General features: G+C 46.2%; 13 protein-coding genes. 3 read left to right on the forward strand and 10 right to left on the reverse strand.

The window, feature by feature from the left end; genetic code table 11:
• Nucleotides 1–158 precede the first annotated feature (158 nt).
• Nucleotides 159–410 (reverse strand): post-transcriptional regulator, encoded by a 252-nt coding sequence (locus tag NSQ55_RS23760; RefSeq protein ID WP_036677655.1) that lies wholly within the window; start codon nucleotides 408–410, stop codon nucleotides 159–161.
• A gap of 196 nt (nucleotides 411–606) precedes the next feature.
• On the opposite strand from NSQ55_RS23760, the gene spoVB reads away from it, so the two are divergent.
• Nucleotides 607–2,205 carry a stage V sporulation protein B gene (spoVB, locus tag NSQ55_RS23765; protein WP_076185511.1) on the forward strand — a complete coding sequence of 533 codons (1,599 nt, stop codon included), beginning with the start codon at nucleotides 607–609 and terminating at the stop codon, nucleotides 2,203–2,205.
• A 4-nt stretch (nucleotides 2,206–2,209) separates the two neighbouring features.
• Here spoVB and NSQ55_RS23770 read toward each other — a convergent pair whose 3' ends face one another.
• Nucleotides 2,210–2,974 (reverse strand): DUF421 domain-containing protein, encoded by a 765-nt coding sequence (locus tag NSQ55_RS23770; protein ID WP_076130399.1) that lies wholly within the window; start codon nucleotides 2,972–2,974, stop codon nucleotides 2,210–2,212.
• 226 nt (nucleotides 2,975–3,200) lie between these two features.
• Between NSQ55_RS23770 and NSQ55_RS23775 the strand changes: the two genes are divergently transcribed.
• Both NSQ55_RS23775 and NSQ55_RS23780 read left to right on the forward strand, forming a co-directional pair.
• Entirely contained in the window at nucleotides 3,201–3,593 is a 393-nt protein-coding gene (locus tag NSQ55_RS23775; protein WP_339169415.1) for a TIGR04086 family membrane protein, read from the forward strand.
• Between the two features lie 94 nt (nucleotides 3,594–3,687).
• Nucleotides 3,688–4,527 (forward strand): phosphatase PAP2 family protein, encoded by an 840-nt coding sequence (locus NSQ55_RS23780; protein WP_248549480.1) that lies wholly within the window; start codon nucleotides 3,688–3,690, stop codon nucleotides 4,525–4,527.
• Nucleotides 4,528–4,622: 95 nt separating this feature from the next.
• Here the strand turns inward: NSQ55_RS23780 and yajC are convergent, their stop codons facing one another.
• From yajC to NSQ55_RS23820, 8 genes are all read right to left on the reverse strand, one after another.
• Complete coding sequence (gene yajC, locus NSQ55_RS23785; RefSeq protein WP_036677664.1) at nucleotides 4,623–4,943, reverse strand: preprotein translocase subunit YajC; 321 nt, start codon at nucleotides 4,941–4,943, stop codon at nucleotides 4,623–4,625.
• A 50-nt stretch (nucleotides 4,944–4,993) separates the two neighbouring features.
• On the reverse strand, nucleotides 4,994–6,130 hold the full coding sequence (gene tgt / locus NSQ55_RS23790) for a tRNA guanosine(34) transglycosylase Tgt (RefSeq protein WP_036677666.1): 1,137 nt from the start codon (nucleotides 6,128–6,130) through the stop codon (nucleotides 4,994–4,996).
• Nucleotides 6,131–6,151: 21 nt separating this feature from the next.
• Nucleotides 6,152–7,180, reverse strand: a complete 1,029-nt coding sequence (queA, locus tag NSQ55_RS23795) for a tRNA preQ1(34) S-adenosylmethionine ribosyltransferase-isomerase QueA (protein WP_076130401.1) — start codon at nucleotides 7,178–7,180, stop codon at nucleotides 6,152–6,154.
• 9 nt (nucleotides 7,181–7,189) lie between these two features.
• Nucleotides 7,190–9,289 (reverse strand): SpoIID/LytB domain-containing protein, encoded by a 2,100-nt coding sequence (locus NSQ55_RS23800; RefSeq protein WP_339169418.1) that lies wholly within the window; start codon nucleotides 9,287–9,289, stop codon nucleotides 7,190–7,192.
• A 32-nt stretch (nucleotides 9,290–9,321) separates the two neighbouring features.
• Nucleotides 9,322–10,329 (reverse strand): Holliday junction branch migration DNA helicase RuvB, encoded by a 1,008-nt coding sequence (gene ruvB / locus NSQ55_RS23805; RefSeq protein ID WP_036677672.1) that lies wholly within the window; start codon nucleotides 10,327–10,329, stop codon nucleotides 9,322–9,324.
• 36 nt (nucleotides 10,330–10,365) lie between these two features.
• Nucleotides 10,366–10,983: a Holliday junction branch migration protein RuvA gene (gene ruvA / locus NSQ55_RS23810; RefSeq protein ID WP_339169421.1), complete on the reverse strand. Its 618-nt coding sequence runs from the start codon at nucleotides 10,981–10,983 to the stop codon at nucleotides 10,366–10,368.
• Nucleotides 10,980–11,483, reverse strand: coding sequence for a crossover junction endodeoxyribonuclease RuvC (gene ruvC / locus NSQ55_RS23815; protein ID WP_036677679.1), 504 nt, complete (start codon nucleotides 11,481–11,483; stop codon nucleotides 10,980–10,982). The genes ruvA and ruvC overlap by 4 nt, the downstream gene beginning before the upstream one ends.
• Before the next feature lie 245 nt (nucleotides 11,484–11,728).
• Nucleotides 11,729–12,454 (reverse strand): BofC C-terminal domain-containing protein, encoded by a 726-nt coding sequence (locus NSQ55_RS23820; protein ID WP_339169423.1) that lies wholly within the window; start codon nucleotides 12,452–12,454, stop codon nucleotides 11,729–11,731.
• Nucleotides 12,455–12,557: the final 103 nt, after the last annotated feature.

Raw genomic sequence — 12,557 nt, forward strand, 5'->3', positions numbered from 1 at the left:
TCAATTCACAGCATTGATAGAGCTATACTCACACAAAGAAACGGCCGCCCCTGCTTAAATCAGCAAGACATCCGTTTTAATAGGAGATGTGGAGTTATTATTCTCTTACTTTACTGCTTTATCAGGCAGTTCGCAAAAAGAAATATGTGGTTTATTGTTCAGTTCAACCCCCGATAGGCCGCAATAGTCAAATAATTCATGTAACTATTGGCTTTCAAGGAATAAATGTCGTTTACCAGCTTATGTAGGGGAGGCAAGCCTTCCTTATCATAATTACGGCTGATGCAATCCCAAATATCCTTGCTGGTTACATACTCATAGCCGAGGAGCCGGAATTCTTCAGCTTTGCTGCGGCACATGGCTTCGATTTCTTCACTATGTTGATCATGATTCCACTGTTCCGATTCCACGTGTTGACACCTCCAAAGATCGCTCATGTTCGTATGCTCACCATAGATATTCGACTCTTGTTCTTCGCTTTCCTTCTTCCGTCACAAAAAGTTAATGCCACTAAAACAAGGCATGCCGAGATAGGGGTACAGCATATCCATAAGAATAGACAAGTTCGCCAGCGTTTTATTTCATTTTGGGAAGAAGGCGTGACCTTTGAAGAAACAGAGCTTTATACAAGGAACTTTAATCTTGCTAGCCGCCGGCATCATTAATCGGATGCTTGGATTTATTCCCCGGATTGCTTTACCCCGTATTATCGGAGCAGAAGGTGTGGGTCTGTATCAGCTCGCGTATCCTTTTTTTCTTGTGCTGGTTACTGTCATTACAGGCGGGATTCCACTGGCGATAGCCAAGATGGTGGCGGAAGCAGAAGGAGAGAATCGGCCTGAAAAATCACGGCTGATTTTACGTACTGGACTTGCTCTTAGTATTGGACTTGCAATCTTCTTTACATTGGTTGCTTTGGTAAGTGCCTCATGGGTCTCCAATGTTATCTTAACAGACCATCGAGTTTATTATACGTTTATTGCCATGATCCCAATGATTGGGATTGTCGCCGTATCTGCAATTTACCGCGGTTATTTCCAAGGCAAGCAGAACATGATTCCATCGGCGCTCTCCTCCATCTTCGAATCTTTAGTTCGAATATTCTTTATGCTCTGGTTCTCCTGGTTGTTGCTTCCTAAGGGTATTGCTATGGCGGCGGCTGGAGCGATGTTAGGTGTGACGGTTGGAGAAATTGGCGGAATGTTAGCGATTCTGTGGCAATATTATGTCATTACTAAAAAAGATAAAAAGCAGACAAATCCGACTCCAGAGCAACCCGCTCTCGAGCCGGAGGTTATCCCATCTGATACACAAGGTGTGAAAGCCAACTCCCCCATATTACGGCGGTTACTAGGCATATCCATTCCCGTTACGGCAAGTCGGCTTGTAGGCTCTTTTTCTTATCTGCTGGAATCTATTATTACTGTGCGCAGTCTCGCCTTGGCAGGTATAGCCGCTGCTGCCGCTACAGCTCAGTACGGGTCTTTACAAGGGATGGTTGTTCCTTTATTGCTGCTGCCCGGGGCATTAACCTCTTCACTTGCTGTGTCTCTGGTTCCTTCCATATCAGAAGCTGCGGCAAGAAAGGACTTGCCCACCATTCACAAGCGTATGCATCAAGCGTTGCGGCTTGCGCTGGTAACAGGGGCTCCTTTTGCTGTTCTTATGTATATCCTGGCGGTTCCGCTATGCAATTTGTTATATGGTAACGCGGATACAGCTCCTATGCTGAAGCTCATGGCTCCATTCGCCTTGTTCATTTATGTTCAAGCTCCTTTACAAGCTGCGCTGCAAGCTATGGATCGACCGGGCAGGGCACTCATCAATACCTTAATTGGAGCAGTAGTCAAAATCATTCTGATCGTAATACTGGCATCGCAACCTGAATATGGAATTTACGGCGCCATCATAGCCATTATTGTGAACAGCATTCTGGTTACGATGCTTCACGGATACAGTGTGGTCAGTCTTATTTCATTATCTTTAAGAGTAACCGAAACCATAAAAACCTTATGTGCAATGGTCATTATGGGAGCGGGCGTGCATTATGTATACACTTCCATTCCCATTGCAGATGTACAATGGATTCAATTTATATTTGCCTCTGCGATAGGAATGGTCCTGTATTTCGGAATCAGTCTGTTAGCTGGCCTTATCTCAATTCGTGACTTGGACCGTCTGCCGTTTATCAAACGCAGGCTCTAAAAAGCTATCTGTTGTCCAAACGGTCGACATAAATTCTGCCCTTATGATCTATGGAGCATAGAAATACATTTTTGAAATCAGATACTCCTTTTTGACGAATTTGAGTTCTTAACCAAAATCTGGTTTTTCCAATCATCTCTAAATTCTGATCCTGCACCTTGCCATCCATAATCAGAGGGATTGGAAGTCCTTCATATCTGATCTTATTCTTCGGCAGCTCTATCTTACGGTTCTTATTTCCTTTATTATCGTCACTCTTTTTATGCTCAGCAGCTGCACTGCTATTGCCTGATGGGTTAGAGGATGAACTCCCCTTCTCTTTCTCGAATACCGTTAGCTGTCCACTAGGCTCCAGGATTGCAAATTCCACGTCAGCAGGACTGGCGATGTTCTGTCCACGCAATTGCTGCAGCAGATCATCGATATTATATCTCTGCCTACGCATTTCACCCCGGTGCAGCTTGCCGCCAGAAATGAGTATGCTCGGTTTGCCGTCCATTAAAAGTCTGAGCTTTCTGCTCTTAAGACTGAGCTGAGCCACAATTACCTGTATCAACACCAATGTTGCCATCGGAACGACTCCTTCATAGATCGGCCGATTAATATCCTCAAGCACAAAAACAGCAATCTCGGCAATCATGATGGAGATCGTTAAATCAAATACAGACAGCTTACCTATTTCCCTCTTCCCCATGATGCGCATACACAGGAATATGAAGAAATACATCAGCACGGTCAAGAAAATATGGGTAGAGATATGCTGGAACATATAGCTTCGCTCCCCTCCATTCTCACCCGCAGACTTGTTTCCTCGGGTGGATTAATGTAACCCTATTCTGACCGCTCTGTGCAGGGAACATTCGGAAGCCGGCATATTAATTAATGGTAAAAAGGCTGCAATGCCCTTTCTTGTACTATTGGGGCAAGCCATCCCATACAATGAATAATAACTATGTTGATTCTTTTTCCTCAAAAAAACTTTAGGAGGTTGTACCATGTATTTAATCCGGCGCATGTTCTCGTGGAGAATAGCCAATCCTGTGTTATCTGGCCTATGTCGATCATTCCTTTGGATGCTGATGGGTGCGTTTGTCCTCTCACTTTTGTTATGGGGCAGCAGTCTGAAGGAGCAGGATCTCTCAATGTACACGTACATTGTACACGGCATAGCTGCAGCATTCGGAGGACTAACCGCCGGTCGCAGAGCCACGAGCAAAGGCTGGTATCAAGGAAGTCTTACAGGCGCATTTTATGGGATTATCGTTCTGTTGATCGGTTTTTTGGCACTGGACAGCGCACCCTCTGGTGTGGATCTGCTATGGGTTCTGGCAGCTGCAGCAATTGGCGCTCTCGGCGGAATATTTGGCGTTAATTTACAAAAAAGCTAAAATTATAATCCCATTAAATTCGAAACATTCCTTGAAAATATGTTAAACTGTGATCATCTGACTTCATTAAGAGATCAAGGAGGCTTCGATTGCTTTGTTTTACCAATCAATGAACCATATTGTTTTGTACACAGTTGCATTAGTAGTGATATTAGTATGGATTGGCGCTAAACGTAATCCACTCATGGCATTGGTTGAAATTGGGAAAGAGATGCTGCGATCCTATAAGTTTTTGTTGCTGATTGCAGGAATGTTTGGCGTATTAGCCATAAATAAATATGAACTGCAAATTGAACAAAAAATGCATCTTACCTCTGATTATACGCCGTTTATATTTGGTCTAGAGGGTCATTTTGTCCAAGCCGTTCAGGATATATTCTACAGTCCATGGTTAACACCGATCATCGTCTTTTTCTACATTTTCATGCTTCAGTCTGTTCTAGCAGCATCATTAGGGGTCTATCTGTTAGATAAAAACCGGGTGATGTTATATGCCACCTGCTATGCTATTATTATCAACTATGCCTTGGCGATTCCATTCTATCTTTACTTCCCGGTAAACGAGGTTTGGTCCTATCTGCCAGCGGGCGTCAAATTTACTATGCTGGATGTATTTCCGAAATTCGAACAGGAATATAGACCGCTATCCGGTCTCAATAACTGCTTCCCGAGTCTACATACGTCCATATCTGTTACAATGGCACTTCTGGCCTTCCGTTCAGGGAACCGCCGCTGGATGGCCATCACTAGTATTTCTGCAGTTGTAATCGTCTTTGGAATTTTCTATCTGGGCATTCATTGGCTTACAGATATGATTGGTGGAACCTTGCTAGCTGTACTAGCCTCTACAGTTGGCGTTCAACTCGCCAAATTAACTTTGCGGGGACGTGAAGAGTCGCTTACCGTTCCGAGCCGCGTAACAAATGTACGTTAAAGTTAAACTGCTAAATCTTAATAACCTTAAAGATCAAAAAAGCGGTGTCCTCTCCAATGAGAAGACACCGCTTTTTATGTACTTAAATAACAAGTCTATACTTTCTCTTCGACATCCGTCGCCACAGCGTGGCTGATGGAACCGCGATCAAAAGTCAGCTTAGTTACATCGTTGACCCGCAGAACCACGATATCATCGGAAATCTCCATGATCGTACCGTGAAGTCCTCCAATAGTAACGATTTTATCGCCCTTTTTCAGAGCTTTCAACATTGCGTTACGAGTTTTGGTCTTCTTTTGTTGCGGACGAATCAGCAAGAAGTAGAATACTACAAACATAAGGACAAAGGGACCTACCAGGCCTAGTATACTACCTCCACCACCTGCGCCAGTTGCATATTGAAACGATTGAATCATATTTCTCCCCCCTTTCAAAGTACATTAAAGCATGACTCTTAAATCAAACCCTAAAAGCCTTTAAGATTATCATATAATCCGTATTTGGCAAAAAACTCATCGCGAAAATCAAGCAGCCGATCTTCTTTGATGGCTTCACGCACTTTACGCATTAAATCCAACAAGAAGTGCAAATTGTGGTATGTCGTCAATCGAAGTCCGAAGGTTTCATCGGCTTTGATTAGATGGCGCAAATAAGCGCGGGAATAATTCCGGCATGTATAGCAATTACACTCCGGATCAAGCGGCCCAAAATCACGGGCATACTTAGCGTTGCGTACAACGAGTCTTCCCTGACTGGTCATCGTTGTTCCATTACGGGCAATACGAGTAGGCAAGACACAATCGAACATGTCTACTCCTCGGATTGATCCTTCCAGCAGCGCATCCGGTGAACCCACGCCCATCAAATAGCGAGGTTTGCCTTGTGGCAGCAGGGGAACTGTATAATCCAGCACTTCATACATTAGCTGCTTGGACTCTCCGACGCTGAGCCCCCCAATAGCATACCCCGGGAAATCCATGGAAGTCAAATCAGCCGCGCTCTGACGGCGCAGATCTTCATACATGCCCCCTTGCACGATAGCAAAAAGACCCTGATCGTTAGGACGAGCATGACTTTTCAGGCAACGTTCTGCCCAGCGCGTGGTGCGCTCTAGGGATTTTTTCACATAATCATATTCAGCCGGGAATGGAGGACATTCATCAAATGCCATCATTATATCTGAACCCAGAGAGTTCTGAACCTCCATCGCTACTTCCGGAGACAGGAATTTCTTATCCCCATTTAAATGGGAACGGAAATGAACTCCTTCTTCCGTAATCTTGCGCATGTCGCTTAACGAGAATACTTGAAACCCGCCGCTGTCTGTCAGAATCGGACGATCCCAGTTCATGAACTTGTGCAGTCCACCAGCTTCACGAACAATATCATGGCCTGGTCTTAGAAACAGATGGTAAGTATTGCTCAAAATAATATGGGCATCCATCTCTTTCAGCTCTTCAGGACTCATGGTCTTAACTGTAGCTTGTGTGCCGACTGGCATAAATGCTGGTGTCTCAATCACACCATGTGGAGTGTGGACTCTTCCAAGTCTGGCTCCGGATTGTTTGCACGTTTTGATGTGCTCATAAGTAATTGCTGCCATAAGTTAACCCATCCTCTTACCTTAATAAATAAACATTGCATCTCCAAAGCTAAAGAATCGGTACTTCTGCTCTATCGCTTCTTCATAAGCAGCTAGAATATGTTCCCGACCTGCCAAAGCGCTAACCAACATAACCAAAGTAGACTTTGGCAGGTGGAAATTAGTAATTAGCGCATTTACTACACTGAACTTATACCCTGGATAGATAAAAATATCCGTCCAGCCGCTGCATTCCACAAGCGGACCACCTTCACATTGTCTTCCGACCGTTTCAAGTGTCCGACAAGACGTTGTGCCAACTGCAATAATACGGCCGCCTCGTGCCTTAGTAGCATTTATGGTATCTGCCGTTTCTTGAGACATTACGAAATACTCAGAATGCATAACATGCTCTTCAACCTTCTCTACAGACATCGGACGAAAAGTACCGAGACCTACATGAAGGGTGATATAAGCGATATTTACACCCTTAGCCTCAATCTGTTTCAGCAATTCTTGGGTAAAATGAAGCCCTGCGGTAGGCGCAGCGGCCGATCCCTCATGCCGAGCATACACAGTCTGATATCGTTCACGATCATCCAGTGTTTCCTTAATATAAGGTGGCAACGGCATCGTTCCCAGCCTGTCCAGAATCTCCTGAAAAATACCCTGATATATGAAACGAAGCGTACGGCCGCCCATATCAGCTTCGTCCTCGATAACGGCACGAAGCTCATCACTAAAGATAATCACCGCGCCTGTCTTGAGCTTTTTCCCTGGCTTTACAAGTGCTTCCCAGCGATCATCCCCAAGATTCTTTAGGAGAAGCACTTCCGCCTTAGCACCAGTATCTTCTTTCACTCCAAACAATCTCGCTGGAATGACTCTCGTATCATTTAGAACAAGCGTGTCTCCGGGATTAAAATAATCAATAATATCGGTAAAATGCCGGTGAGCCAGCTCTCCATCCTCCTTATTCACTAGAAGCAGTCTAGAAGCACTGCGATCAGCGAGAGGTGTCTGGGCAATCAATTCTTCCGGCAAATGAAAATCATAAGCATCTACATTCATGGTCTGTCTTCATTCCTTAACTATAGTAACGTTCTTATAATAGTGTTGCAATATTTGCTTGTAATCATACCCGCTGTCCGCCATGCCTTTCACGCCCCACTGCGACATGCCTAGACCATGGCCGTTGCCTTGTCCAATGAACAGAAAGCCCGAGCTGTTAGTGATCACTCTGGCCGCAGAATCTCCGCCCATCACTACAGTTCCACTGCCATTCACATTAACCTTCCCCGATGCGGAAAGCACGCCAGCACTCTGCGAGCTGCTAATTGTGGCGGTAGCGCCGTCAGCGCCTAATACAGTATAACTTCCGGGTGCCACAATATCAAACAATGTACTAGGTAATCCATTAAACGCGGAGCGGAACATATCAGGATATTTCACATTCAGAGCCTGACCATTAGCTTTCACCTGAATCGCTCTTCCAGAAGGACCGCGCTGGGTGACCTGCAGGTTAGAGATGCTGGAAGGGAGCGTGCTTGTTGTTTTACCCTGCAGGCTTTTTAGAAGTTCAGCAGAGGTATACGGCCCTTTGATCCAGCTATAGCTGCCAGACTCATATACTTTATCCAGAGCCACAGCGTTCTCACCCGGATTCAGCTTTCCGACTGCACTAACACTGCTCTCAATAACTGGCAGAGGACGTATATTCACATCTTTGGTTGTAGCGGTAACTATATCGAGTCCGGCAGCGGTTTTGCTGCCCGTCAATTTAATATTATCTTCACGTGCATAACCAGAGGTACCATTCGCAAGCAGAACATAATACCACTTCTTAGCAGCAGCAGCCGAAACATCTTCAACGCTTGGAACACTAGCAAATACATCGCCACCATTCGCCCAAACCTCTGAAGGGTCAGCTGTCATACCTCCACTATTGGAAGAAAATACAGCCTCAACAACTTTACCACCACTCATCAGCACTTCACCAGCAGTAGTATCTACAGCTTTGATAATGGAGGGAGCTTCAGACCCGATTCCGTTATATACCTGACTAAGAGTGGTATCTACTACATTCGCTACATCAAAACGGTTGCCTTGGGACAGCGCATAGCTGCGGGCGGCGACAGCCTGAGCTTTTAGCGCTTCTTCTGGCCAGCTGGAGGAAACCTCTCCTCCAACTACGGCATACAAATATTGCTCCAGCGGCACTACATTAATTACAGCCAGCGATCCGCTCAAATTGCTCAGTTCCAAATTTCCGCGATATGTACGCTTGGATCTTTCCACTAACTGAATCCCAGCCTCGCTGCCTGCAGCAAGAAATTTAGCATTGCTTCCAGAAACCAGATAATGATCGGCTTGAGTTTCACTGCTAAAATCCAGTCCGGCATCCTTACGCAGTATTAATCCAGGCGAGGTCGCCACCGAAACCGTAAATTGTGGTGCCGCCGTAGACACAGCGGCCTGAACAGCTGTTAAATCACTATCGTTGGCAGCTTCGCCTACCCATACCTCTACTTGTGCACTGCCATCGTTTCCTGCCAGAAACACCTTCCAAGCATCCAAACCAGCTGCAGTGAGGCTATTAAGCGCCACATCTGCTTCCTGCTCCGAAGAATAGCGGCCAGCTGATAAATGTTTATTACCTTTCACTGCTGGGGTTTGGTCAGCAGGAATGCTCAACCCTGCTTTGACTACACGGGTAAGCCCATCCTTGGCAGCTGCTTCACTAGCATAGACGCCCATGTACAACTGATACACAGTCGCTCCATTTCTGGAGATTGCAAAAATCTGCGGTTTATCGGAGGTGGATTGGAGCTTTTTAGCTGCATCCGCTGCTGTCTGCCAGCTTGAAACCTCCATCACCTTAACTCTATATCCGTCCAGACTTACACGAATTTGCTTCTGTGCTGGGACAGACACCAAAGGAGCACTTCCTGCTTGATCCGACAGCAAAGTAAAGCTTTGCGTTGATAGCAGTGTTACTGCTGGCACAGTGGATTTATATTTACTTCCAATATCAGCATAAAGAGCAACTCGTATCGTGCTATTAGAATCGGCATGACTGGCACCCGCAGGGATCAGGAAACTTCCTACAGCAAGCGCAGCCGCAAGCAATCCTTTGCTTAGCGGGGCGACCCCTCTCCATTTCCTCTTCGTATGCTTCATCCAGCATCCTCCTTTATAATTGTAGTGACGAACTAGTGCTGCTCCGGAGGGAGCGGAAGCCCTAAATGATGATAAGCGGCCGGGGTTACAATTCTTCCACGCGGACTCCGCTGCAAGAAACCTATCTGCAGCAGGTACGGCTCATATACGTCCTCAATCGTCTGACTTTCCTCACCAATCGTAGCTGCAATCGTATCCAGTCCTACAGGACCGCCGCGAAAGCTTGAAATCATAGCACTTAACATCTTGTGGTCAATACTGTCCAGCCCACGCGGGTCCACCTGAAGCATCTTCAATGCTTCCCCAGAAATTTCAGGAGTTATAATTCCATCTCCGCGCACTTGAGCAAAATCACGGACCCGCTTCAATAAGCGGTTAGCAATCCGCGGCGTGCCCCGCGAACGAAGCGCGATCTCTTCTGCTGCATCGCCAACAATCTCAATGCCTAAAAGATCCGCATTTCGAGAAACAATGTAACTCAGCTCATCTATGTTATAGAATTCCAGGCGACTGACCACTCCGAAACGATCACGCAGTGGCGCAGACAGTAGTCCTGCCCGGGTTGTGGCACCTATCAGTGTGAACGGCGGCAAATCCAATCGTACCGAACGGGCACTTGGTCCTTTGCCGATCATGATATCCAGCGCGAAATCCTCCATCGCAGGATACATAACCTCCTCAACCGTGCGGTGTAAACGGTGAATCTCATCGATGAAAAGCACGTCGCCTTCCTGCAGATTCGTCAGCAGAGCGGCAAGATCGCCTGGACGCTCTATCGCAGGGCCGGAAGTTGTTCGCAGGTTCACACCCAGCTCATTGGCGATAATATTAGCGAGCGTTGTTTTGCCCAGACCCGGAGGTCCGTACAGCAGTACATGATCCAGCGCTTCGCTTCTCATTTTGGCCGCTTCTATATATACCTTCAGGTTTTCTTTCACCTGAGTCTGGCCGATATATTCTCCCAGATAACGAGGACGCAAGCTTAGTTCTACCGCCTGCTCATCCATCATCAAATTCGCGGATATAATCCGGTCATCCATTTCCTATCGCTCCCTTTCTTTAGGATGTGTACGGCTTTACTTAGCTATATATAGCAGCCCTAGTGCTTTCTTCATCAGCACATCTACAGTGCCTGTCTCTGCTCCCTCTTTCTTCAACGCGAGCCACACGCGGTCCAATTCGCTTTCGGTATAACCCAGCCCCTTAAGCGCATCCCGCGCCTCTTGCCAGGCCAATCCATCCGTTGCTTCTTCCGTTGGCACTGCAAACAATCCCGTTTGCATTGAAGCCATACTGAGTCCGTCCAGCTTGTCCTTCAAATCAAGGATCATACGCTGTGCCGTCTTTTTGCCAATGCCCGGTAATTTCGTTAAGAACGTTATATTCTCTTGATAAATCGCTGAAATCAACTGATCCGGTGTTCCACCTGTCAGGATTCCAAGCGCAACCCTAGGACCGATGCCAGATACCTCTATCAGCTTGCGGAACAATTTTTGTTCCTCACGAGTCGGGAACCCAAATAATAGCGTAGCGTCCTCACGTGTTTGGTAATGAATATAGATCGTTACAGGTCCTTCTACTTTAGCAAAAGCATAAGGATTCGGGCAGAATACCCGGTATCCTACTCCCTGCACATCCAACACCACAAATTCCGACTCCAAATGAACGACGGGTCCTCTTAAGAAATCTATCATTTTCGCAATACCTCATTTAATTTAGAATTAAGACTGCTCGAATGGGCATGGCATACCGCTACCGCCAGCGCATCCGCCACATCATCTGGTTTCGGAATCGCCGATAGCTTCAGCAGCAGCTTCACCATTTCCTGGACCTGCCGTTTCTCAGCCTTACCATAACCCACAACAGCCTGCTTTACCATCATAGGTGTATATTCCGAGACGGGGAGACCCCGCTGTACTGCAGCTAATATAGTCACACCGCGGGCCTGCGCCACTGGCAATGCTGTAGTAACGTTGCGAGCGAAAAACAGCTTTTCTATCGCCACAGCATCGGGTTTATATTTATCAATGAGCTGACCCATGCCTTCATAGACATGCAGCAGTCGTTCTTCTTCAGGCGTATGAGCCTCAGTCTGAATACAACCATATTGGACGGGGGTCAGTTTATGTCCTTCCTTATCCACAAAGCCAAAGCCGACGATCGCCAGCCCCGGATCAATTCCCAAAATACGCAAACACGATCTCTCCTCTATAACAGGCAGATTATTCCACCGTTTTCATCCATTCCTCCGCCATGAAGCGAACATATGTATTCCTTCTAACCATTATAGCAAAAATCGCCCTTGCGGGAGAAAAAAAGTTTACTGTTTGCAGCGAAATGGCAACTTTAGGCCTACAGCTAAGACTCTTCCCCGTTTCATTTCACACAAAAAAGCTGCCCTCAGCCATTAATAATGACTTTAGGACAGCTTTATCAAAGCTATTGCTTGTTCTGCATGACATGCTCAGCAGCTTCGCGGGCATAATCACTGAAGGTAGACAGCACACTGTTGTACTCTTCAATATCCTGAACACGAATCCCCTCATGAAGCTCTTTCCAAATATTTTCCGGCAATGAGGATTTCAGGGAACCCATATCCATTTGAAAAAAAGTCTTCAGTACCTTCTCCTGAACTGGCGGACCTTTAAACAAGGTCAAATTCCCAAACGCATCTACACCAATGTAAGCTTCATTTTTTATCATTATCGATAAATCATTCACTTTTTGTTCCAGCCACAAATCCCCTTCTGAACTAATCCAACCGCTCCATTCAGGGTGTTCATTGATTATAGTCTTCAGCTGAAGCGGGTTCTTTACGCCCGGCAACGTCTGAATCTCTTCTCCGGACACATAGGTTGTTTTTAAATGAACGGTTCTGCTGAGCCCACTTTGGGTGATGGTTTGCAGCAGTTGTTCATTATTTAAAGTGCCCTTCTCTTTTGCCTCATCACTGTCCTCGCCTACTTTAAAGACAGCTGCGGCCAGCTCACTATCGGCACTATCCGCCCAGCTAGAATTCGTCAGCAGTCCACTGATTTCCTCAGGTACCTGCATACTGCGCCAAGCCAGTACAGTAAAAGCTATACAAGCAGCTCCTACCCAAAGCGCCTTTTTCCAACGTCTCCATCGCCGCCAAAGTTGTTTTTTTAAGCGAAACGCGTTCACGGTAATCCCTTCATTCTGGTTTTTCCCTATTGTGACCTAAGAAGGGAGCATTTATGCGCTTTTCTGTGAATAATCGACATTTCTCCAAAAATACAAGGTTGAC

The organism is Paenibacillus sp. FSL H7-0943 (assembly GCF_037963265.1).
GTDB classification, from domain to species: domain Bacteria; phylum Bacillota; class Bacilli; order Paenibacillales; family Paenibacillaceae; genus Paenibacillus_AQ; species Paenibacillus_AQ odorifer.